Source organism: Pseudomonas sp. NBRC 111133, from assembly GCF_001320605.1.
GTDB classification, from domain to species: Bacteria; Pseudomonadota; Gammaproteobacteria; order Pseudomonadales; family Pseudomonadaceae; genus Aquipseudomonas; species Aquipseudomonas monteilii.
In genome coordinates, this window is the sequence record NZ_BCBJ01000085.1 from 33,772 (window position 1) to 56,171 (window position 22,400).

17 protein-coding genes are annotated in these 22,400 nt (G+C 63.9%); 8 read left to right on the forward strand and 9 right to left on the reverse strand.

Going from position 1 to position 22,400, the window contains the following annotated elements:
• Positions 1–11: 11 nt before the first annotated feature.
• Genes APH36_RS20210 through APH36_RS20230 form a run of 5 tightly spaced genes read left to right on the forward strand, consistent with a single transcriptional unit; the run spans position 12 to position 5,076 of the window.
• Positions 12–1,766 (forward strand): bifunctional alpha/beta hydrolase/class I SAM-dependent methyltransferase, encoded by a 1,755-nt coding sequence (locus tag APH36_RS20210; RefSeq protein WP_060500001.1) that lies wholly within the window; start codon positions 12–14, stop codon positions 1,764–1,766.
• Positions 1,767–3,080: a phosphatase PAP2/dual specificity phosphatase family protein gene (locus tag APH36_RS20215; protein WP_060500002.1), complete on the forward strand. Its 1,314-nt coding sequence runs from the start codon at positions 1,767–1,769 to the stop codon at positions 3,078–3,080. It abuts the gene before it with no gap.
• Positions 3,077–3,508, forward strand: coding sequence for a hypothetical protein (locus APH36_RS20220; RefSeq protein ID WP_060500003.1), 432 nt, complete (start codon positions 3,077–3,079; stop codon positions 3,506–3,508). The genes APH36_RS20215 and APH36_RS20220 overlap by 4 nt, the downstream gene beginning before the upstream one ends.
• A 10-nt stretch (positions 3,509–3,518) precedes the next feature.
• A complete protein-coding gene (locus APH36_RS20225; RefSeq protein WP_060500004.1) occupies positions 3,519–4,142 on the forward strand; it encodes a lysophospholipid acyltransferase family protein in 624 nt (207 codons plus the stop codon).
• Between the two features lies 1 nt (position 4,143).
• The gene (locus tag APH36_RS20230) at positions 4,144–5,076 is read left to right on the forward strand and encodes a phosphatidate cytidylyltransferase (RefSeq protein WP_060500005.1); all 933 of its coding nucleotides are present in this window, start codon (positions 4,144–4,146) and stop codon (positions 5,074–5,076) included.
• Between the two features lie 221 nt (positions 5,077–5,297).
• Here the strand turns inward: APH36_RS20230 and APH36_RS20235 are convergent, their stop codons facing one another.
• Positions 5,298–5,573, reverse strand: coding sequence for a metal/formaldehyde-sensitive transcriptional repressor (locus APH36_RS20235; protein WP_060500006.1), 276 nt, complete (start codon positions 5,571–5,573; stop codon positions 5,298–5,300).
• Positions 5,574–5,643: 70 nt separating this feature from the next.
• On the opposite strand from APH36_RS20235, the gene dmeF reads away from it, so the two are divergent.
• Both dmeF and APH36_RS20245 read left to right on the forward strand, forming a co-directional pair.
• Entirely contained in the window at positions 5,644–6,579 is a 936-nt protein-coding gene (gene dmeF / locus APH36_RS20240) for a CDF family Co(II)/Ni(II) efflux transporter DmeF (protein WP_060500007.1), read from the forward strand.
• A 96-nt stretch (positions 6,580–6,675) separates the two neighbouring features.
• On the forward strand, positions 6,676–7,020 hold the full coding sequence (locus tag APH36_RS20245) for a cupin domain-containing protein (RefSeq protein ID WP_003258412.1): 345 nt from the start codon (positions 6,676–6,678) through the stop codon (positions 7,018–7,020).
• A gap of 90 nt (positions 7,021–7,110) precedes the next feature.
• Here the strand turns inward: APH36_RS20245 and mmsB are convergent, their stop codons facing one another.
• Positions 7,111–7,998, reverse strand: a complete 888-nt coding sequence (gene mmsB / locus APH36_RS20250) for a 3-hydroxyisobutyrate dehydrogenase (RefSeq protein WP_027609099.1) — start codon at positions 7,996–7,998, stop codon at positions 7,111–7,113.
• A gap of 9 nt (positions 7,999–8,007) precedes the next feature.
• Positions 8,008–9,534: a CoA-acylating methylmalonate-semialdehyde dehydrogenase gene (locus APH36_RS20255; protein ID WP_060500008.1), complete on the reverse strand. Its 1,527-nt coding sequence runs from the start codon at positions 9,532–9,534 to the stop codon at positions 8,008–8,010.
• A gap of 132 nt (positions 9,535–9,666) precedes the next feature.
• Between APH36_RS20255 and APH36_RS20260 the strand changes: the two genes are divergently transcribed.
• A complete protein-coding gene (locus tag APH36_RS20260; protein ID WP_060500018.1) occupies positions 9,667–10,617 on the forward strand; it encodes a LysR family transcriptional regulator in 951 nt (316 codons plus the stop codon).
• Between the two features lie 30 nt (positions 10,618–10,647).
• On the opposite strand, the gene APH36_RS20265 is transcribed toward APH36_RS20260, so the two are convergent.
• The 6 genes from APH36_RS20265 to recC form a co-directional block, all read right to left on the reverse strand.
• Entirely contained in the window at positions 10,648–11,139 is a 492-nt protein-coding gene (locus APH36_RS20265; protein WP_060500009.1) for an OmpA family protein, read from the reverse strand.
• A gap of 4 nt (positions 11,140–11,143) precedes the next feature.
• Positions 11,144–12,415, reverse strand: a complete 1,272-nt coding sequence (locus APH36_RS20270; protein ID WP_060500010.1) for a diguanylate cyclase domain-containing protein — start codon at positions 12,413–12,415, stop codon at positions 11,144–11,146.
• Entirely contained in the window at positions 12,412–12,978 is a 567-nt protein-coding gene (locus APH36_RS20275; protein WP_060500011.1) for a YfiR family protein, read from the reverse strand. Before APH36_RS20275 ends, APH36_RS20270 begins: the two co-directional genes overlap by 4 nt.
• A 100-nt stretch (positions 12,979–13,078) precedes the next feature.
• On the reverse strand, positions 13,079–15,154 hold the full coding sequence (gene recD / locus APH36_RS20280; protein WP_060500012.1) for an exodeoxyribonuclease V subunit alpha: 2,076 nt from the start codon (positions 15,152–15,154) through the stop codon (positions 13,079–13,081).
• Positions 15,151–18,825: an exodeoxyribonuclease V subunit beta gene (recB, locus tag APH36_RS20285; protein WP_060500013.1), complete on the reverse strand. Its 3,675-nt coding sequence runs from the start codon at positions 18,823–18,825 to the stop codon at positions 15,151–15,153. Before recB ends, recD begins: the two co-directional genes overlap by 4 nt.
• The gene (gene recC / locus APH36_RS20290) at positions 18,822–22,301 is read right to left on the reverse strand and encodes an exodeoxyribonuclease V subunit gamma (protein ID WP_060500014.1); all 3,480 of its coding nucleotides are present in this window, start codon (positions 22,299–22,301) and stop codon (positions 18,822–18,824) included. The genes recB and recC overlap by 4 nt, the downstream gene beginning before the upstream one ends.
• Positions 22,302–22,400 lie beyond the last annotated feature (99 nt).

Sequence of the window (22,400 nt, forward strand, 5' to 3'; positions counted from 1 at the left end):
GGACGTTGACCATGCGCCAAGCGCAAGCGCTGCACTTCTCCACCCATGACGGTGTCGAGCTGCACTACCGTCATTGGCCTGCCACCCGCAACGAACACCAGCCACGCCGGGCCGTGGTGATGTTCCACCGAGGCCATGAACACGGCGGGCGTATGGCCCACCTGGCCGATGAACTGGACATGCCGGGCTACGACTTCTTCGCCTGGGATGCGCGCGGCCACGGCCAGTCGCCAGGTGCGCGCGGCGACAGCCCGGGGTTCGCCACCAGCGTGCGCGACGTGCAAACCTTCATCGAACATATCCAGGCCCACCACGGTATCGCCGAGCAGGACGTGGTGGTGCTGGCGCAAAGCGTCGGCGCCGTGCTGATTGCCACCTGGGCGCACGACTACGCGCCCAAGGTGCGCTGCCTGGTGCTGGCCTCGCCGGCATTCAAGGTCAAGCTGTACGTGCCGTTCGCCCGCCCCGGCCTGAAACTGCTCAAGGCCTTGCGCGGCAACTTCTTCGTCAACAGCTACGTCAAGCCGCGCCTGCTTACCCATGACCCGGAGCGGGTGATGTCGTACGTGGCCGACCCGCTGATCAGTCGGCCGATTTCAGTGACCATGCTGCTGGGCCTGTACGAAGCCGCCGACCGGGTAGTAGCAGACGCTCAGGCCATTCAGGTACCGACCCAATTGCTGGTCTCGGGGGCCGACTTCGTGGTCGAGCGCCAGCCACAGGAGCGCTTTTTCGAACGGCTGGGCAGTGCTCGCAAGGAAATGCACATACTGCCCGGGTTCTTCCACGACACCTTGGGTGAACGTGATCGGGCCCATGCGCTGAGGCGTATCGAACGGTTTGTCGAACACTGCTTCACCCACCCCGCCGCACAGCCGTCATTGCTGGATGCCGACAAGACCGGCGCCAGCTGCGCCGAGGCCGAGGGCCTGGCCGCACCCTTGCCACGCAATTCGCCCCGCGACCTTTACTGGCGCGCCACCCGCGCGGGCCTGCAGCTGGGCAAGGGGCTGTCCGAAGGCGTGAAGCTGGGCTTCGACACCGGCTTCGACTCGGGCAGCACCCTCGACTACGTGTACCGCAACCAGCCGACCGGCAAGGGCAAACTGGGCCGCCTGATCGACCAGAACTACCTCGACGCCATCGGCTGGCGTGGCATTCGCCAGCGCAAGCTGCACGTCGAAGAATTGCTGCGCCTGGCCATCGCCCGCCTGCGTGAACAACAACGGCCCGTGCACATTGTCGATATTGCCGCCGGCCATGGCCGCTACATCCTCGAAGCCCTGCAAGACCTTGAGCAGCTGCCGGATTCGATCCTGCTGCGCGACTACAGCGAACTGAACGTTCAGCAAGGCAGCGCGCTGATCAGCGAAAAGGGCCTGGCCGACATCGCCCGCTTCGTCCAGGGCGATGCTTTCGCTCGCCAGAGCCTGGCCACACTTGAACAACCCCCATCGCTGGCCGTGGTGTCAGGGCTGTACGAACTCTTCCCCAGTAACCAGCTGGTGGGCGACTCGTTGGCCGGGCTGGCCGACGCCGTAGAGGATGGCGGCTACCTGGTCTACACCGGCCAGCCGTGGCACCCGCAACTGGAGATGATTGCCCGCGCCCTCACCAGCCATCGGGGTGGCGAGGCCTGGGTGATGCGCCGCCGCAGCCAGGCCGAGATGGACCAGCTGGTCGAGGCAGCGGGCTTCCGCAAGCTGGCCCAGCGTATCGATGAATGGGGCATTTTCAGCGTCAGCCTGGCACAGCGGGTACGCTGAGTGAGCCTGCCACGCGAGCCTGGGCTGATTCGCCGGGGCGTGTTCTGGCTTCTGCTGCTGGGGCCGTTGTTCTTCCTCAGCTATGGGCTGGCGAACCATTACACGGCCGGGCGCAGTGATGTCGGCAGCCTGGTGTTCGGCTGGGAGCACGGCATGCCGCTGTGGCCCTGGACGATCATCCCATACTGGTCGATCGACCTGCTCTACGGGCTGTCCTTCCTGCTGCCGCGCACACGCCAGGAAATGGACCGCCACGCGCTGGCGCTGCTCAGCGCACAGGTGATCAGCGTTAGTTGCTTCCTGCTGTGGCCGTTGCGCTTCACCTTCGAGCGACCGGACCTGGACGGGCTGTTCGGCTGGCTGTTCGATGTGTTAATGGGCTTCGACAAGCCCTTCAACCAGGCGCCTTCGCTGCACATCGCTTTGCTGGTGGTCATCTGGACGATGTTTGCCCGGCATGTGCAACACCAGCCCTGGCGTTGGCTGATGCATGGCTGGATGGCGCTGATCGGGGTGTCGGTGCTGACCACTTGGCAGCATCATTTCATCGATGTACCCACGGGGGCGCTGGCGGGGTTTGCCTGCCTGTGGCTGTGGCCATGTCAGGGGCGCCTGCCTTTTCAAGCGGCCCACCTTGCACGGGATGCCAAGCGTTGGAAGATCGCCGGTTGCTATGCTGTGGGCGCGCTGCTGTGTGCGCTTGCAGCTGTTGCGCTGGGCGGTACCGGGCTGTGGTTAAGTTGGCCGGCCGTGTCGCTGGGGCTGGTGGCGCTGAACTATGCCGTGTTCGGGGCGGGCGGTTTTCAAAAGGGTTCCGACGGGCACTTGTCGAATGCCGGCCGGTGGCTACTAGCGCCCTATCTGGCAGGTACGTGGCTCAATTCGCGGATGTGGACGAGGCGCCACCCGCAGGCGGATGAGGTATGCGATGGCGTGTACCTTGGGCGGATTCCAGGACGTGGCGAGGGAGAGCAATTTGCTGCGATTGTCGATTTGTGTGCGGAGCTGCCGTGCACAGTATTGGCTACGCAGGATTACCTGCATTTCCCCACCCTTGACCTGATAGCACCCGACGGCATCCTGCTACAGCAGGCCGCTAACGCCATCGAACACTGCCATGCCAAAGGCCCCGTGCTGGTCTGCTGCGCTTTGGGTTATTCACGCAGCGCCAGCGCCGTGGCGGCCTGGCTGGTGGTGACCGGCCGCTGCGATGACGCCCAGCAGGCAGAATCCCTTATCCGTAAAGCACGCCCCGGCATCGTCCTGCGCAACGCGCATCGCCAGGCTCTCCAGCAACTGGGAGCACAGCCATGAACCTGCGTGTAGTGGCCAGCCTGCTGGGCCGAGGCAAGCAGCTGGAATGCCTGTCCGACGGCCTCACCCTGCTGGCCCTAGCCTATGGCCTCACCCCCTTGCTGGGTCTCCCTCTGGCACCGCTGGCCAGCGTGCTGTGCAGCGTGCTGCTGGCGCTCGGCATGCTGCACAAGTACTGGGCCATCCGCGTGGCGATCGATGCCGAACTGTTTGCCCACCTAGCCAATAGCGAAGACCTGGCGGCAGACACCCAGGCCCTGGACCACGCCCTCTTCGAACTGAAACTCAAACCACAGGCCACCGACGGCCGCACATGGCCTGCCCGCAGCCAGGCCGCACTAGGCCTGTTGCGCCGTCAGGCCGTATGCCTGGGCCTGCAGCTCTCGCTAGCCTTGGCTACCCTGCTGACACTGCCTTTGAAGGGATAACGAACGCCCCATGCTCGCCAACCTGACCGCCTATGTCATCACCTCCGCCGCCCGCCTGATCACCGGCGCCCGCGCCCTGTGGCTGGGTTGCACGCCGCTGCCGGTGCAGCGCCTGTACTTCGCCAACCACAGCAGCCACGGTGACTTCGTGCTGCTGTGGGCCTCCCTGCCGCAGCCGCTGCGCAAGCGCACCCGCCCGGTGGCCGGCGCGGACTACTGGGCCAAACCGGGCATTCGCGACTTTCTCATTCGCAAGGTGTTCAACGGCGTGCTGATTGATCGGCAACGCAGTGAAGGCCAGGGCAGCCCGCTGCAACCGATCCTCGAAGCCGTGGCCCAGGGCGACTCGCTGATTTTCTTCCCGGAAGGTACGCGCAACCTGGGTGACGAGCCGCTGATGCCGTTCAGAAGCGGCTTGTACCACCTGGCGGCAGCCAACCCCGACGTCGAGCTGGTGCCGGTCTGGATCGCCAACCTCAACCGGGTGATGCCCAAGGGCCGTGCCCTTCCGTTGCCCCTACTTTGCACACTGAGCTTTGGCGAACCGTTGCACCTGCAGGCTGATGAAAGCAAGCAGGCCTTTCTAGCGCGGGCCAGCCAGGCCCTGCTGACCCTGGCCCCGAAGGATGCCTGACATGGACGACAACACCCTTTCCCTGTTCGCCGGCATCGGCGCCCTGCTGCTGCTCGCCAGCGTGATCGGCCGCCTGCTCAAGTGGCGGGCAGGCCCAGCGCCACACGCGGTAATCGACAACCTCAACGCCCGCATCAACGCCTGGTGGGTGATGGTGCTGGTCATCGGCATCGCTTTCCTGTTCGGCAAGTACGGTGTGATCGTGCTGTTCTACGGCGTGTCGTTCTACGCCCTGCGCGAGTTCATGACCCTTACCCCGACCCGGCGCAGCGACTACCCGGCGTTGGTGGCGGCGTTCTATGTGGCGCTGCCGGTGCAGTACGTGCTCATCGCCATGGACTGGTACGGCCTGTTCAGCATCTTCATCCCGGTGTACCTGTTCCTGCTGCTGCCGATATTGTCCAGCTTTGGCGGCGATACCACACGCTTCCTTGAACGTGCGTCAAAGGTACAGTGGGGGTTGATGATCGCGGTGTACTGCGTGTCATCGGTGCCGGCCTTGATGACGCTGGAGATCCCGGGCTACGAGGGCCGCAACCTGCTGCTGATCGCCTGGCTGATCCTGGTGGTGCAGATCAGCGACGTGCTGCAGTACGTATGCGGCAAACTGTTCGGCAAACACAAGGTGGCCCCCAACCTGTCGCCGTCCAAAACCGTCGAAGGCCTGGCCGGCGGCGTGGCACTGGCCACCCTGATAGGCGCCCTGCTGTGCTGGATCACCCCGTTCACCTTCTGGCAGGCCGCACTGATGGCCCTGACCGTGAACACCATGGGCTTCTTCGGCGGGCTGGTGATGTCGGCGATCAAGCGCGACCGTGGGGTGAAGGACTGGGGACACATGATCGAAGGCCATGGCGGCATGCTCGACCGCATGGACTCGGTGTGCTTTGCGGCGCCGGTGTTCTTCCACTTTGTGCGGTATTGGTGGGCGTAGCCACATACCCCTGGGGGGTATTCATCAGAGGCTCTGCCCAAAATCCAGAAACCTGCACGACTCCTGTGGGAGCGGGCTTGCCCGCGAAGAATGCGACGCGGTGCGTGGCACCGGCTTCGCCGGTGTTCGCGGGCAAGCCCGCTCCCACAGAGACCGCGCAAACTTCAGCGTCAGAACAACACAGTTGCTCCTTCATTGAGGGGCGTGGCACACCACAAAACTTACTTGAGGTAAGACCGCAATAACGCCGCCACCTTGTCCGCCTCATCCTGGCGCTCCTCGGCGCTCAGCCCGTCCGCCACCAGATGTTCGCGGATATGCCCTTCCATCACTTCGGCCATCAACCCGTTCACCGCGCCGCGCACGGCGGCGATCTGCTGCAGGATCGCCAGGCAGTCCTTGTCCTGCTCCAGCGCCGTCTCAAGCGCAGCGGCCTGGCCCTTGATCTTGCGCACCCGGGTCAGCAGTTGCTTCTTGCTCTTCAGGGTATGTGCCATTGGATTCCACACCATGCTAGGTATACTGGGGTATAGTATATTTCTCGATCTTCCGGGAGCATGATAAACCATGGCGACACAAACCTCAGACCGTTGGCAGCACAGCCATCAGTTCCACACCAGCAACCTGGGCGCCGAGCGCAAGACCCGCCTGGCGGTGTGGCTGACCGCCGTGATGATGGTGGCGGAGATTGCCGGTGGCTGGTTCTTCAACTCCATGGCACTGCTGGCCGACGGCTGGCACATGAGCTCCCACGCACTGGCCCTTGGCCTGTCGCTACTGGCCTACGCCGCCGCACGGCGCTATGCCGCTGATCGACGCTTTGCCTTCGGTACCTGGAAAATCGAGATTCTCGGTGGTTATTCCAGCGCGCTGCTGTTGCTGGGCGTGGCCGGGCTGATGGTGTTCCAGTCGGTGGAGCGGCTGCTGACACCGGGGCCGATCCATTATGACGAGGCCATCTTCATCGCCGTGATCGGCCTTGCGGTCAACCTGATTTGTGCCTGGCTACTGCGCGATGACCATCACCATCATGATCATCATGGGCACGACCATCACCATGACCACGGCCATCACCACGACGACCTGAACCTGCGCTCGGCCTACCTGCACGTGATGGCAGATGCCGCCACTTCGGTGCTGGCCATCGTTGCCTTGCTGGCCGGCAAGTTCTGGGGCGCCAGCTGGCTCGACCCGGTCATGGGACTGGTGGGTGCACTGCTGGTGGCGCTGTGGGCCCGCGGCCTGCTGCGCGATACCGGCCGGGTGCTGCTGGATGCGGAGATGGACGCGCCGGTGGTAGCAGAAATCCGCGAAGTGGTGGCGCAGCTGCCGGTGCCGGCCAGTATCACCGACCTGCATGTATGGCGGGTGGGCAAGGACCAGTACGCCTGCATTCTTGGCTTGGCCACCTCAAGTGCCCTCAGCGCCGACAGCGTGCGCCAGGCCTTGGGTGTGCATGAAGAACTGGCGCACGTCACCGTCGAGGTAAACCGCCTGGCATAGCGCGACCAGACAGCTGGACGTCGAGCCCAGGCAACTGCGGCTCGGCCGATAGCCCTATGGTGACGAGTCATTCAGCCAGTCACCAGGAGTTGTGCCATGTCCGATTTCATCACCGTCCTGCGCGAAACCTGCCCGACGCCGGTCGTGGACGCCACCAAGTGGAAGCGCATCGGCGGCGATCCGCACACCGTCAACCTCAATGCCTACCTGTCGGCCGACGGCAGCAAGATCATGGGCACCTGGATCTGCACCCCGGGCAAGTTCGAGGTCAACTACGAGAAGTGGGAGTTCTGCCACTTCCTCGATGGCTACTGCATCATCACTCCGGAAGGCGAAGAGCCGAAGCACCTGAAAGCCGGTGACGTGTTCGTCATCGAACCGGGGATGAAAGGCACCTGGGAAGTGGTCGAGACTGTACGCAAGTATTTCGTTTTCGCCTGACAAAAAAAATCGCGGGGCAGGCGCTCTTCCCTCTGGTGCGCAGTTACAGAGGGAAGGCCACCTGGCCCGCGAAGAAGCCCACCTCGCTCGTCAATCCTTCTTGCGATACCCCTCGACGATGGCCGAGAAGTCCTTGCCCCCTTCGCCGCGCAGGCTCATGGCCTGATACAGCTGCTGGGCCACGGCCCCGAGGATCACCGGCTGGTGTGCCTGGCGTGCCGCTTCGGTGGCCAGCCCCAGGTCCTTGAGCATCAGCTCGGCGCCAAAGCCACCGGTATAGCCACGCGATGCCGGCGCCGTTTCGATGATGCCCGGCCACGGGTTGTAGGTGTCCGAACTCCAGCAACGCCCGGTCGAGCTGTTGATGATGCCGGCCAGCACCTTGGTGTCGATGCCCAGGGCGTTACCCAGGGCCATGGCCTCGGAGACGCCGATCATGGAGATGCCCAGCAGCAGGTTGTTGCAGATCTTGGCGATCTGCCCGGTGCCGACTTCACCGCAGTGCACGATGTTACGGCCCATCTGCTCCAGCACTGGCTTGAGGCTGGCGAACAGCTCGGCGCTGGCACCGACCATGAAGGTCAGGGTGCCCGCAGCCGCGCCGCCGGTGCCACCGGACACTGGCGCGTCGCCCATGTCCACACCCTTGGCCGCTGCGGCCTTGGACACATCGCGTGCGGTCTGCGGGTCGATGGTGCTGCAGTCCACGGTTGGCGTGCCGGGGCGAATGCCGGCCAGCACACCGTCGTCGTTCAGGTATACGCTGCGCACATGGGCCGCCGCCGGCAGCATGGTGATGACCAGCTCGCTGTTGGCCGCCGCGTCCTTGGGCGACGGGCTGATCTGCCCGCCCAGTTCTGCCAGCTCGGCCAGCACGGTTTTGTTCAGGTCGAACAGGTTCAGTTGGTGCCCGGCCTTGATCAGGTTGCGGGCCATGGGCGCGCCCATGTTGCCGAGGCCAATGAATGCAATACGCATGACGTCTCCTTAGCGCAGGCTGATGGTGGTGTTCACACCGTCATTCACACTGTCGTCATCGAACCAGCGGGCGGTGACGGTCTTGGTCTGAGTGTAGAACTGCACCACCTGCTTGCCGTACGGGCCGAGGTCTCCGAGCTTGGAGCCACGCGAACCGGTGAAGCTGAAGAACGGTACCGGTACCGGGATCGGGATGTTGATACCGACCTGGCCGATGTCGATTTCGCTCTGGAACTTGCGCGCGGCCGCGCCGCTCTGGGTGAACAGGCCGGTGCCGTTGCCGAACGGGTTGGCGTTGACCAGGGCGATGGCCTCGTCGAGGGTATCGACCTCCAGGGTCACCAGCACCGGGCCGAAGATTTCCTGGGTGTACACCTGCATGTCGGTCTTCACGCCCGAGAACAGGGTTGGGCCGACGAAGTTGCCCTGCTCGTAGCCCGGCACCTTGACATCGCGGCCGTCGAGCTCCAGCTTGGCGCCTTCCTTGATGCCACTTTCGATCAGGCCCAGCACACGCTCCTTGGCGCGTTTGGACACTACCGGGCCTACATCGGTGCCAGGCTCACAGCCGGCATTGACCTTGAGCTTGCTGGCCGCTTCCTTGATATCCGGCAGCCATTCGCGAGCCTTGCCCACCAGCACCGCCACCGAGGTGGCCATGCAGCGCTGGCCTGCAGCGCCGAAGGCAGCACCGACCAGGGCGTTGATGGTTTGCGTACGGTTGGCATCGGGCAGCACAACGGCGTGGTTCTTGGCGCCCATCATCGACTGCACGCGCTTGCCGTGCTGGCTGCCCAGGTTGTACACGTGGGTGCCGACTTCGGTGGAGCCTACGAAGGAAATGGCTTTGATGTCTTGATGGGTGCAAATGGTATCCACCACTTGCTTGCCACCGTGCACCACGTTCAGCACACCCGCCGGTACGCCAGCTTCCAGCGCCAGCTCGACCAGCAGCATGGTCGAGAGAGGGTCCTGTTCGGACGGCTTGAGCACGAACGTGTTGCCGCAGACGATGGCCATGGGGAACATCCACAGCGGGATCATCGCCGGGAAGTTGAACGGGGTGATGCCGGCGCATACACCAATCGGCTGGCGCAGGGTGTAGGTATCGACACCGCCTGCGACGTTCTCGGCGAACTCCCCCATCTGCAAGGTGCCGATGGAGGCGGCGTGCTCGACCACTTCCAGCCCACGGAAGATATCGCCTTCGGCATCAGCCAGGGTTTTGCCCTGCTCGGCGCTGAGCACCTGGGCAATACGTTTGGTGTGTTCGCGGATCAGCGCCTGCAGCTTGAGCATGATGCGCATGCGTGCACCAATCGGGGTGTCGCGCCAGGTCTGGAAAGCGCGATGGGCAGCAGCCACGGCAGCGTCGACTTCTTCGACAGTGGCGAACGGCACGCGCGCCAGTACTTCTTGGGTGGCAGGGTTGACGATGTCGCGCCATTCGGTGGTCTTCGACTCGACCCATTGGCCGTCGATCAGCAGCTTGACCTGCTCGACCTTGGTCGGGTTCGGGGATTGCGGTGCGTTCATCTGCGTTCTCCTTGGAATTATTGTCGGGACGAGATCGCCAGCGCCAAGCAAACGCAAGGTGGCGTCCTGAGGCTTTTTTCGAGTATAGATGTGCAAACATCCAACAAGAACGCACAAAAAAACCGGATCATCATGCAAAAAGACCTCACATCCCTGAGCGCACTCAACTGGGACGACCTGAAGTTTTTCCTTGAAGTGGCCCGCACCCGCAAGGCCAGCAGTGCCGCCAAACGGCTGAGCGTGGACTACACCACGGTGTCGCGGCGCATCAGCTCGCTGGAGGGGGCGCTGGGTACGTTGCTGTTCGAAAAATCGCGGACCAACGGCTTTGTGCTCACCGCCGAAGGTCAGCGCCTGCTGGGCTATGCCGAGTCGATCGAAAGCACGCTGCACATGGCCTGCGAGCAGGTATCCGGGTCGGGCGTGGCGCTGTCGGGGCATGTACGCATGGGCTGCACCGAGGGCTTTGGCAGCTTCTTCATTACCCCGCAGCTGAGCCACTTCGTTGATGCCTACCCGGCGATTTCGGTGGACATCCTGCCGCTGCCGCACTTCATCAGCCTGTCCAAGCGTGAGGCGGACATCGTCATCGCGCTGGAGCGGCCGGAGCATGGGCCTTATGTATGCTGCAAGCTCTGTGATTACCGCTTGCGGCTGTATGCGACGCAGGATTACCTGGACAGCCACGCGCCGATTCGTCAGGTGGCGGACTTGGCCAAACATCCCTTTATCAGTTACGTGGATGATTTGGCGTTCAGTTCGGAGCTTTTGTACCTTGCCAACCTGATTCCCGGTGCCACTGCGCACCTGCGCAGCACCAGTGTGATTGCGCAGTACACGGCGGCGTTGCAGGGGCGTGGGTTGGCGATATTGCCGTGTTTCCTGGCTGCGCAGGACCCGCGTTTGGTGACGGTGTTGCCGGAGGAGATCGAGGTGACGCGGCAGTTCTGGATGTATTGCCGGGAAGATTTGAGGAAGTTGAAGCGGATAACCCTGCTGTGGGATTACATCCGGGGGGTGACCGAGGCGAATGCACCGTTGCTGATGGGGGGAACGCGGGAGATGAGTTTTGCTCAGGAATGATCAGGGCGCTCTGCGCCCTGATATACCCAGTCAGTAAGACGCCACCACGATAGACACCCGCCGGTTCTCGGTACGCCCGGCGCTGGTGCGGTTGTCTGCTACCGGTTGCGTGCTGCCCAGGCCACGGCGCTGAATGTTCTGGGCCTGCATGCCCACCCCGACCAGCGCTTTGGCCACACTTTGGGCACGGCGCTCGGACAGTTGCTGGTTATACGCCGCCTTGCCGGACGAATCGGCATGCCCGTCTACCCGAACGCCCTGGATACCAACACCCAGCAGCGCCTTGCCAATGCGCTCGACAATCGCCTGGCTCTGGCCGTTTAGGCTGTCAAGGTCGCTGCCGAACAGCACTTTGCCAGACAGGTCGTAGGCCCAGCCTTCATCGGTGGGGGTAAAGCCTTCGCGCTTGAGTACGGCAATCTGTTCAGGGGTAAGGCCCTTGGGGGGGGCGCTCTGGCAACCGGTCAGCGCCAGCACGGCGAGCAACAAGGCCCACAGGGGAAAACGTATAGCGTGCATCACGGGTTCAACTCCTGTTCTTGATTTCACTGGCGGACCGTTCCGTCTGCGCCACTTGCCAATGGCCACGGCGTTTACGCTTGGCCTCGTACATCGCCGCATCGGCGGCATTGAGAAGACTGGCGGGGTCAGCGCCATCATCAGGGTAATAGGCGATACCAACACTCAACGAGGTGGCGATACTGCGGCCGCTGTCCAGCTGCACCGGCAGCTTCATGCTGGCCACGATCTTGTCGGCAATGTGTTCGGCGTCCTGGCGCGACTGCAACGGCGTCAGCAGCACCGCGAACTCGTCGCCACCCAGGCGGGCTACCAGGTCGTGTTCACGCACCTGGGCGCGCACACGGTCGGCGACGCTGATCAGCACTTCGTCGCCCACGGCATGGCCGAGGGTGTCGTTGATCTGCTTGAAGTGGTCGCTGTCGAGGAACAGCAGCGCCAGGTGATCCTGCTGCCGCGCCGCATTACGCACGCTGCGGCTCAAACGCCCTTCGAAGAAAGCGCGGTTGGGCAAACCGGTAAGGCTGTCGTGGCTGGCCTGGTGGGCCAGGGTCTGATTTTCGTTCTGCAGGTGGCTTTGCCACACCTCCAGTTCGTCGAGCAGGGCATTGAAGTCGTTGCCCAGTTCGTTGAGTTCGGCAATTGGCGCTTCCGGCACGCGCCGGTCGAAGCTGCGTTCGCGGCGGGCGGCGTGGGCGACACTGGCCAGGCCGCGCAGCGGGCGGGTGATATTGCTGAGCAGGCGCCGCGAAAGATACTGGGCAGCCAAAGCGCTGAGTATCGTGCAGAACAGAATTCCGGCCAGACCGCTGAGCAGGAACAACAGCAGGCTACGGCCCTGGCCGACCAGTTCGGTGTGCCCGACTTTTTGCTGCTGGTGCAGGATCGGCAAGTTGACCGGCTCATCCAGCAAGGCCGTGGCCACCTGCACTTCGAGCTTGCCGAGCATGCCCGTATCACCGCGTTGCCAGTGCGCCAGCAGCTCGCCTTCGTTGTTGAAGACCTTGGCTTCGGCCACCTCCTCGTTACTGGCGATCAGCGCCAGTGATTCGTTGGCCGCTGCACTGTCATCGAACACCACCGCCGCCTCTACGGTGTAGTTGATCGAGCGGGCGATCAGGTGCAGGTTGTGATTGGCATAGACGCGCAGGGCGAGCACACCCAGCAGCGTAAGCGAAATACCGGCCAGGCCTACCGCGAGCAAGGCAACGCTGAGGTGGCCACGGCCCAGCACCGAACGCAGGGTCGGGCGCACGCCCTGCTTGCGGGTCGGCTTCATGGCTGCACCGCCCGGCGCCGCGACAGTTGCAGCACGCTGGGGTGAATGCGCACGCCGGAACGCGCCACCGAATCCAGGTTGACTTCAAAGGCCACCTGCTGGTCGCTGACCCTCAGGCAGAACAGGCTGCCGACCGTGCAGGGGTCGTTCGCTTCGCTGATGCTCAGAACCGGGTGGCCGCTGATGCGCTCGAACAGTTTGTCGCGCTGGCCCTGGTCAAGCTTGCCAATGTAGATGGCATCGCAGGCCTGGGCGACCTGGGTATCCTCTGCCAGCAGCCGCCGCACCTGCAGCGGGCGGCCGGACTCCTGTACATGGCCTTTGATCAGGTCATCGGCATACTCGGTGGGGCCAACCAGGCACAAGCGCAAGGGGGATGGTTCGACCGGCCAGCGGGCATAGCTGAAGATACCCAGTACGACCTGGGTTACGGCCTTGGCGCGTTGCTGGGCCTGGGCAGTGGTTGTGGCAGTATCTGCCCGGGCGCAGCCCATGGAAATGAACAGGGCGGCCAGCAACAGCGACAGTGCACAGCTTGGCGCTCGCCTCCCGGCCACGTTCATGTGGGAAATCTCTTATGGTCCTTTCCGGTAACGGCGCAACGATAGCACATGGCCGCTTCCTTGTATGGAAGAGCGGCCAGGTGCATCAGGTTGCATGCCCCTAGACCTGCTCCAGCATCAACCCGGAAATACGCCGTACCTTGCGCGCCACCGCTTCTTCGAAAATGCCCTGGCGTGGCTCGACCAGGCTGAAGCAGTGCTTGGCGCGGGTGATGCCGGTATACACCAGTTCCTTGGTCAGCACCGGGTTGAGCGCATCCGGCAAAACCAGTGCGGTGTGGCTGAACTCCGAGCCTTGGGACTTGTGCACGGTCATGGCGAACACCGTTTCCACTTCGTTAAGCCGGCTCGGCAGGACGAAGCGCACCCCGCCACTGCCATCGTTACGCGGGAAGGCCACGCGCAGCAGCGGCTCGCCTTGCTCATCCGGCAGGCGCAGGGCGATGCCGATGTCACCGTTCATCAGGCCCAGGCCGTAGTCATTGCGGGTCACCAGCACCGGGCGCCCTTCGTACCAGGGCTGCTGGCTGTCGATCAGCCCGGCATTGTGCAGCACCCGCGCCACCCGCTCGTTGAGGCCTTCGACCCCCCAGGCGCCGCGACGTACCGCGCAGAGCAACTGGAAGGCCTCGAAGCTGTGCAGCACCTTGCCCGCCCACTGCTCCCATGCCGGGTCGTCAAATGCGGTTTCGAGTGCCGGCCTGTAGCGGCCAAGGGTGCGCAGGTAGCTGCGATAGCCTTGCGGGCCTTCGGCACCACGGTTCAGGCCGTCGAGCAGCAGGCGGTCAAAAGCACGGTCTTGCTCGTGCTTGAGCGCCAGGCTGTGCACGTCGTCCGGTGGCGTGGACAGCAGGTTGCGTGCCGCGTAGGCGTCCTGGCGATTGACCAGCCTGGCCAGTTGACCAATCCCGCTGCCTTCGCCGAAGCGTCGTGAAAAACGCAGCATTACCACCTGCTGGGCAAGCGGGTTGCGCTGCTCATCACCAGCCTTGAGCCCGCTGCCGGCCAGCGACTCGCCGCTGACCTGTTCCAGCCAAGCGGTAGTTGCCGGCGAGTAATAGCCCTCCTCGGCATCCCGGCACAAATCCCCCAGCACCGCGCCGGCCTCGACAGAGGCCAACTGGTCCTTGTCCCCCAGCAGCACCAAGCGTGCCCGTGGCGGTAAGGCATCGAGCAGGTTGGCCATCATTTCCAGGTCGATCATCGACGCCTCGTCGACCACCAGCACATCCAGCGGCAACGGGTTGCCAGCATGGTGGCGGAAGTGCCGCGAGCCTGGGCGGCTGCCGAGCAGCCGGTGTACGGTGCTGACATCAGTGGGAATTTGCCCGCGGACTTCGGCGCTGACTTGCAGCCGCTCGACTTGCTGGCCAATGGATTCGGTCAGGCGCGCAGCAGCCTTGCCGGTCGGCGCTGCCAGGCGTATGCGCAGCGGCCTGCCCAGCTCTACCGCCGGCCCCTGCAGCAAGGCCAGCAGGCGTACGACGGTCGTGGTTTTACCCGTGCCGGGGCCGCCCGTGATGATGCTGAAACCGGCACGGGTGGCCAGCGCACACGCCAGCTTCTGCCAGTCCACCTGGCCTGCTGGCGCACCGCCCGCGAACAGCTGCGACAGGCGATCTGACAGGTCGGTCAGCGGCGATTCGGCCTGGGTCAGGCGCTGGCGCAGGGTATGGTCGATACGCCGCTCGTAGCGCCAGTAACGGCGCAGGTACAGGCGCTCGCCGCTGAGCACCAGCGGCCGCGCTTGCTGGCCTGGGTTATCGCCGAGTGCCACCAGCGAGCTGGCGGCAATGCGCTGTCGCCAGGCATTCAAGTCGAGGTTGGCCAGCAGCTGCGAGGGTAACAGCAGAGGGCCAGTCAAGGCGTCACCCTCCGGTGGCAGCGACAGCGCAAAGTCGGGCTCGGCCAGGGTTTGCTGCAAGTCGAGGCACACGTGGCCATGGCCCAGTTGGTGGCTGGCCAACGCTGCCGCCAGCAACAGCAAGGGGTCACTGCCAGGGGCGCGCTCTTCAAGGAACGACACGAATGCCCGGTCCAGGGCACGCAGCCATCCCCGCTCCACCCAGCGGTCGAGCAGTTGCAGCAGGTCACCACTGTCATGCTGAGGTGCCAGCGCCAACAGGTGCTCGGCGTGCAATGGCGTGGGCAAAAGGTCGACTAGGCTTCGGCTCATGGCGCGACTCCGGCTAACAGGTCCTGCTGTGCGGGCGCGCGCTCGCCACGGAACAGCGCATCCAAGCGCTCAATCAGCTCACGCGGTGGCTTGGCGTGGTACACGCCGTGGCCGCTGCTGCTGGCGCCTCGCAGGAAGATGAACAGGGCGCCACCGACATGGCGGTCGTAATCGTAATCGGGGAGACGTGCGCGCAGCTGGCGGTGCAGGGCCAGCAGGTACAGCACGTACTGCAGGTCATAGCGGTGCTCGATGATGGACTTTTCCATGGCCATTGTGTCGTAGGCCTGGATGTCCAGGCCCAGCCAGTTGGACTTGTAGTCGGTCACGTAGTACCGCCCATCCAGCTCGAACGCCAGGTCTATAAAGCCTTTGAACATCCCGTTGAGCACGGTCGGCTGCGCTGCCGGGCGTGACAGGCCAGGGTGGGTGTGGCGAGCGACCAGGCGATCGAGTTGTTCGGCGTCGACCTGGTGGCTGGCGAACCAGAACTCCATTTCGATCTGGTAATGGCGCAACTGACCGAGCGTTACGCTCAAGTCGTTGCCCGGCAACGGCAGCGGCTCGCTCAACAAGCGTTGCAGCCACTGGGTGAGCGTGGGAATCCAGCCGGTCCAGTCACGGCGGTTGCATCGCTGGCCAACGGTTCGCTCGATCAGCTGTGAGTTGCCGGTGACCTGGCTGAAGCCCTCGCGCCCAGCCCATTCCAGCAGGCCATGGAGGAAGGTGCCCGGGTTCGGCCCCCGTGGAAAGCGGTGGATATCGCCGCTCTCGGGCGGGACCTCGCGCAACACCTGGGCATCGAGCACCTCGTCATCCAGCAATTGCTGGGCCTGCGAGCTGTCGGCGCCGAGGGTCTGGTCGCCGACGCGCAGGGCGCTGTACGACGCGATCCACCAATGCTCGGCTGCTGCGCGGCGAGGCTTGCGTGCGGGCAGCAGCTCACGCTCGGCATGCGGCATGCGATACACCTGCTCATCCGCCTGCGGCAGACCTGGGCAGGTGATATGCGGGGACGTCGCTGCCAGCGCCTGCAACCAGTCCGTCAACTGCGTCGATCCGGCCAGAGCAAGGCCGCCCCCCAGCAGGTAGCCAAATGCCGAGCGGTGCAGCTGCGAACGCTTCTGGTTGCCACGTTTGAGGTCGGCCACACCCAGCCAGCAAGCATGCTGTGCACGGGTCAGGGCTACGTAGAGCAGGCGCAGGTCTTCGGCCAGGCGCTCGTCATCGGCGCGCTCGATCTGCTCCTGGTTCGGCGTGAGTGTGAGGTGGGCATTACCGTCGCTGTCATGCCAGGCTAACGGCAGTCGGGTGCCGTCGACAGGCTTGCTGGTGCAGATGAACGGCAGATAGACCAAGGGATATTCCAGCCCCTTGGACTTGTGGATCGTTACGACCTTGACCAGCTGTTCGTCGCTCTCCAGGCGCAGGATCTGTTCTTCACCGGCCTGGCCGGAACTGGCCAGGTGCTCGGCCAGGTGGCGGATCAACGCCTGCTCACCGTCCAGCTCACCTGCAGCCTGCTGCAACAGCTCGGCCAGGTGAAGCAGGTTGGTCAACACCCGTTCGCCATCACTGCGGCGAATCAGCGTGCGCGGCAGGTGGAAGTCGTGCAGCAGGTGGCGCAACATCGGTAGCACCCCTTGGCGCTGCCAGGTGTCGCGGTAAAGGCGAAAACGCATGACCCAGCCTTCCCAGACCCGCTCGTCCTGGTTCAGCCGGTCCAGTTCGGCCAGCGACAGGCCCAGTGTGAGGCTGGCCAGTGCGGCCTTGAGCAGGCGTTCCGAGTCTGGCTCGGCGCAGGCCTTGAGCCAGGCCAGCAGGTCGTGGGCTTCCTGGGCGGCAAACACCGAATCCTTGTCGGACAGGTACACGCTGCGCACATCACGCGCGGCCAGCTCGGCGCGAACTATCTGTGCTTCATGGCCATCACGCACCAGGATGGCGATGTCCGAAGGCAGGCAGGGGCGCAATTCGCCCTCGGCATTCTGGAAGCCCGCCGTGCCCTGCTGGCCACCGTTGAGCAAGGCGACGATATGGCTGGCGCAGCTGGCGGCCAGTTGCTGGCGGTAGACGCTGCTGGAAACCGGCTCTTCGCTTTCCAGCTGCCAGCACTGCAGGGCTGCGCTGGCCTCACCGTCGATCAATAGCTGTTCGCTACGGCCCTTGGCATGCACCTCGACGAACGGCAACGGGTTGTCATCAGCTTCGCGGAACAGGAATGCACCCCGCCCCGTTTCACGCGCTTCGGCCTGCAGGAACACCTGGTTGACCGCCGCGACCATGGCTTTGCTGGAGCGGTAGTTGGTGTCCAGGCTGTGCAGGCGGCCACTGGTGGCGCGCCGCGCAGCAAGGTAGGTGTAAATGTCGGCACCCCGGAAGGCGTAAATCGCCTGCTTGGGGTCACCGATCATGAACAGGCCGGTTTGCGCACGGTTTTCGCTGATCTGGTAAATGCGCTCGAAAATCCCGTACTGCACCGGGTCGGTGTCTTGGAATTCGTCGATCAGCGCGACCGGAAACTGCTCGCGAATCAGGCTGGCCAAGCGCTCACCGGCCTCGCTGGCCAGGGCGTGCTGCAGGCGCACGAGCATGTCGTCGAAGCCCATTTCCGCACGGCGGCGCTTTTCCACTTCGAATCGCGTCGATACCCAGCCGGCAGCATGCTCAAGCAACGGCGCATCTGGGTTGTCCAAGGCCTGCAATTGCTGTTGCAGCGTCTGCATGGCGTCGAGGGCCGGGTGCTCGGGCGGTTCGCCCTTCCAGGCTTCAGCCATGCCCGCCGGGGTGAGGCGGGTGAAGCCGGTACCCAGGTCGAGCTCCACCTGTTGCTCATCGGCTGCCCAGGCGCAAAGTTTGTCGAACCAGGGTTCGAAGTAACGGGCCTGCATCTTCCGGCCGTCGACCTGCTTGGCGGCCAGTGCATCGCGGCAGATTTGGCGCAGCTCTTCGGCCCACTGCGCCCACGGCGCCTTTAGCTGGGCCAGCTGTTGGCCACGTTGCTGCAGCGACGCCTGGATCAACGCAGCGGGCTCTGGCCCGTCGTGCTGAGCGCGTATACGGCCAAACAGCGGGCGGATGCGCGGCAGCAAGGCATCGGGGCTCCCCCAATTGCTGCGGACCCAGGCCAGCGCATCACCGCGCATGCCGTAGCAGAAACGCCGCCAGTAATCGCGCATCACCTGACCCAGCAGCTCGCTGTGGTCGGTTTCCAGGGTTTGGGTGAACAAGCTGCCACTGTCGAAGGCATGCTCGCGGAGCATGCGCTGGCACCAGCCATGGATGGTCGATACCGCCGCTTCGTCCATCCACTGCACTGCGATTTCCAGGCGGCCGGCACAACGCGGCCAGGCCTCTTGTGGATAATCGTCACGCAGCTGATGCAACAACGGGTCGGCGCCTTCCAGTTCACCACGGAAAAACCGTGCAGCCTCAGCCAGGCGGGCACGAATGCGCTCGCGCAGCTCTTTGGTGGCAGCGTCGGTAAAGGTCACCACGAGGATTTGTGGTGGTAGCAGCTCGCGGTCGAAGCCCTGTTCGCCACCGTGGCCGAGGATCAGGCGCAGGTACAGCGCCGAAATGGTGAAGGTCTTGCCCGTACCGGCGCTGGCCTCGATCAGCTGGCTGCCGTGCAGGGGGAAACTCAGTGCCAAGGGACGGGCCTGGGTCATACGCCTTTCTCCGGATTGCCCAAGGTCTGCCAAGGGGCGGTGAACAACGGGCGGTACAAGGTTTCGCACCAGCCTTCGAAGGTTTCGTCAGCGGTGAGTGCGGCAAAGTCACGGAACTGGCGAGCCAGGGCAATGCTTTCACCACGCTCGCCAAAGCTGGTGCGCTCGTCGCCTTCGTAGGCGCGGGCTGCGGCGGCAAGGGCCTTGTCGGCATCGTCCTGGGCCAACCATGCAAACGCGGTTTTGGCTGCAACGGGCAGAGGCGCATTCATCCCTGCCTGACGGGCCACCAGCAAATCGCCCAACAGTTGCGTGGCCTGCTCGGGCGGCAGCGGGGCAAGCAACAGGGTCAGGTCACTGGCTACCAGCGCACTGTTATACGGGTAGCCCGCCGCACAGGCGGCCAAGTGCGTGACCCAAGGGGCAATCAGCCGGTGCCACTTGAGGTTGTTGCGCCCGGCACTGATGGTGTTGGGTACGGTGGTGATGCTGAGCAGGCTCTGGTCATTCGCCTGGAACACACGGCCCAGCCAGCCTTCGAGCCGGTGCTGGCCGTGCTCGAAATGCACCGGCAAAGCGCCCTCGACCAGCTGTGGCCAGCGTTGCAGCAACTGCTGGTGACGTTGCAGCAGGTCAGGTAGCGGTTCGATCAGCTCGTTTTGCAGTAGCTCGCCGAAGCCGGCCAGTGGCAACAAACCGCAGGCTTGCAGGCGCCGGGCCTGGGCCTGCAAGGCCTGTTCGGCGTTGCCCGGCTCGGCCAGGGCGGCGCCGAGCAAGCTCTCACTGGCACCGTAGCGTTGCAGGGTATCGAGGACAAAAGGTTCTTCGTCCGGGGTCGGCGCCTCCAATGCTTCGAAGTACACCTTCAAACGCTGGCTGAAGAAGTGCCTTACCGGGTGGCGCAGGAAGTCATTCAGCTGGGTCAGGCTCAGGGCTTCATCGTCGAGATAAGGTGGCAAGCCTGGGTCGCCCTGCCCTTGCTCCTCGCCTTGCTGGTGCAGCACCTGCCATTCGTGGGCAAAACTGAACAGCGGGCTACCCTTCTGGAAATAGCGGGGGCTGAACGGCTGCAGCGGGTGCTCCTGGGTCAGTCCGTGCAGCAGGTGCTCGCCCGGCTGCGCGGGTTGCCCTTGCTCGACGCTGGTCAACTGCCAGCCCGCAGCGATGTGATCGCGCAACTGGCCGATCAGTACCGAGGCGGGGCGCTCGCTGTTGTCGCGGATACTGCGCCCAACCCAGCTGACATACAGTTGGTCACGTGCCGACAGCAGCGCTTCGAGCAGCAGGTAACGGTCGTCTTCGCGGCGTGAGCGGTCACCGGGGCGGTAATCGCTGGCCATCAGGTCGAAGTCCAGTGGTTGCTGGGCGCGCGGGTAGTCGCCATCGTTCATGCCCAGCAGGCAGACTACGCGGAACGGGATGGCGCGCATGGGCATGAGGGTGCAGAAGTTAACCGAACCGGCGAGGAAGCGTTGCGACAGCTTGCCCTGGTCGAGGCCTGACAGCCAGGCTTCACGCACCACGGTCAGCGGCAACGGATCATTCAGCCCAACAGCCTCGCACACTTCGAGCCAGCCATCGCGCAGGTCCTGTAGCTGCATCAGCAGGAATTCGTCGTGCTCATCCTCGGCGAGGAAGAATACCTGCAGCAAGGCGTGCAGGCGCTCTCCCCACTGACTGACAGTGGCGGGCTCGGAAAATGCCTGACAAGCGACGTCGAGTGCATCGAGCAGTGCAACCAGCGGACCAATCAGTGCTGCGTCCAGGCCGCCGATTTCATCGTAGGGCTCGATGCCGTCGCAGGCCTCTCCCACACCTACGGCATAGCCCAGCAGCATGCGCCGCAGGCCGAAGCGCCAACTGTTCTGTTCAAGCCCGGCGGGCAAACCCAGGCTGGCCCGCTGCTCGGCGTTGAGGCCCCAACGGATACCGGCGCCCTCGATCCAGCGGTGCAGCGTAGGCAAGTCGTTTTCGCGGATACCGAAGCGGGCACGGACTGCCGGTACGTCAAGCAGGTCGAGCACTTCGCTCACCGCGAAACGGCTATCCGGCAGTTTGAGCAAGTGTTCAAGGGCGATCAGTAAAGGCTCACGCCCGCGCTGTCCCTGATCGGTGAGGGTGAACGGGATGTAGCGCGGGTCATTGCGCTGCAACTGGCCGAACACGGCGCGGATATGCGGCGCGTAAGTGTCGATGGCTGGCAGCATGACGATTACGTCACGCGGGCGCAACGTAGGGTCGGCGCTGAAGCGGGCCAGCAGCTGGTCATGGAGAATCTCCACTTCGCGTTGCGGGCTGTGTGCAATGTGGAAGCGGATCGAGCGGTCTTTGCCTGGGTCGACTGGCGGCCACAGCTCACGGGTTTCGGCGAGCGGGCGCAGTTCAAGAATGTCGTCCTGCAACTGGTTGAGCAATGTGGTGGGCGAGCCGTCGCTGAACAGGTCGATGCGCCCATCGCTGAACGCACCCTGGTAGCTGCCTGGGTCGTCATAGCTGTCGAGCAGGTTGATGTAGTCGCGGCCCTGTTTGCCCCAGGCAGCCAACAACGGATGAGCATGCTGGTGCAGCGACTGCTCGTCCAGTTGCAGGGGCATGCCCTGTTTGCGTTGCTGGCGTTTGTACTGGTGGCGCAACAGGTCCTTGTCGGCAACAATGTCGGCCCAGTGGTGGCGGCAGGGGTTGTGCACGCACAGCAATACCTGGCTAAAGCGCGCCAGGCCTGCCAATGCTTCCAGGGCCTGTGCAGGCAACGAGGAAATGCCGAATACGATCACCCGCGATGGGAGCCCCGCAGGTGCCTGTTCCAGGTTGTTAATGCGCTCGGTGAAGCGCTGATGTACCCCGGCGCGGCTTTGAGCCATCCCCTGCTCACCAACATCCTCCAACAAGGCTCGCCACAACTCGGCTTGCCAGCGATTGCCCGGCGGCAGGGCTTTGCGCTCACCACGGGCAGTATTGAGGATATGATTGCCGGCAGCCCAGTCCTTGAGCCAGTCGGCGCGGTAGACCTGGTACTGGTCGAACAGGTCAGCCAGTCGCTCGGCGAGCTGGTAGCGCTTGCGCAGGTCGCTGTCGTCATTGAGGAAGCGCTGCAGCGGCTCGAAATGCGGGCGCTCTATCAGGGCTGGCAGCAGGCGCATCAGGCGCCAGGTCAGTGGGGCCTTGTCGAGCAGGGATACTTCGGGAATTTCGTCATGGCCCAGCACGCTGCGGTACAGCTGCCACATGAAGCTGCCAGGCAATTGCACATCGATTGCGGCAGCGATGCCGCAGCCACCCAGGTCATTTTCCAGCGGGTCTTCAGCCAGGGCCAGTTTGAGCCATTGGGCGATACCATTGCTTTGGACAAGGGCGATTTCGTTTTCCAAAGGTGCCAAGGGGTAACGGCGCATCCAGCTCACCACCAGGCTGCGTAGGTCATCGAGGCGGTTGCCGTGGACGATCATGAAACCTGGGTGGAGCGTGGTAATAGCCATTGAGCATTCCCTGGAAGGCAGTTGGTTCAGATGCGGAACCATATCACGGGGCGTGGCACGGACCGTGGCACGCTTGGAGACAAATCTTTTCCTGTCCGG

Excerpts from the sequence above, each read along its gene's own strand:
- APH36_RS20210 (WP_060500001.1), top strand. The coding sequence starts at position 12 with ATGCGCCAAGCGCAAGCGCTGCACTTCTCCACCCATGACGGTGTCGAG.
- APH36_RS20220 (WP_060500003.1), top strand. The coding sequence starts at position 3,077 with ATGAACCTGCGTGTAGTGGCCAGCCTGCTGGGCCGAGGCAAGCAGCTG.
- APH36_RS20225 (WP_060500004.1), top strand. The coding sequence starts at position 3,519 with ATGCTCGCCAACCTGACCGCCTATGTCATCACCTCCGCCGCCCGCCTG.
- APH36_RS20230 (WP_060500005.1), top strand. The coding sequence starts at position 4,144 with ATGGACGACAACACCCTTTCCCTGTTCGCCGGCATCGGCGCCCTGCTG.
- APH36_RS20235 (WP_060500006.1), bottom strand. The coding sequence starts at position 5,573 with ATGGCACATACCCTGAAGAGCAAGAAGCAACTGCTGACCCGGGTGCGC.
- dmeF (WP_060500007.1), top strand. The coding sequence starts at position 5,644 with ATGGCGACACAAACCTCAGACCGTTGGCAGCACAGCCATCAGTTCCAC.
- APH36_RS20245 (WP_003258412.1), top strand. The coding sequence starts at position 6,676 with ATGTCCGATTTCATCACCGTCCTGCGCGAAACCTGCCCGACGCCGGTC.
- mmsB (WP_027609099.1), bottom strand. The coding sequence starts at position 7,998 with ATGCGTATTGCATTCATTGGCCTCGGCAACATGGGCGCGCCCATGGCC.
- APH36_RS20255 (WP_060500008.1), bottom strand. The coding sequence starts at position 9,534 with ATGAACGCACCGCAATCCCCGAACCCGACCAAGGTCGAGCAGGTCAAG.
- APH36_RS20260 (WP_060500018.1), top strand. The coding sequence starts at position 9,667 with ATGCAAAAAGACCTCACATCCCTGAGCGCACTCAACTGGGACGACCTG.
- APH36_RS20270 (WP_060500010.1), bottom strand. The coding sequence starts at position 12,415 with ATGAAGCCGACCCGCAAGCAGGGCGTGCGCCCGACCCTGCGTTCGGTG.
- APH36_RS20275 (WP_060500011.1), bottom strand. The coding sequence starts at position 12,978 with ATGAACGTGGCCGGGAGGCGAGCGCCAAGCTGTGCACTGTCGCTGTTG.
- recD (WP_060500012.1), bottom strand. The coding sequence starts at position 15,154 with ATGAGCCGAAGCCTAGTCGACCTTTTGCCCACGCCATTGCACGCCGAG.
- recB (WP_060500013.1), bottom strand. The coding sequence starts at position 18,825 with ATGACCCAGGCCCGTCCCTTGGCACTGAGTTTCCCCCTGCACGGCAGC.
- recC (WP_060500014.1), bottom strand. The coding sequence starts at position 22,301 with ATGGCTATTACCACGCTCCACCCAGGTTTCATGATCGTCCACGGCAAC.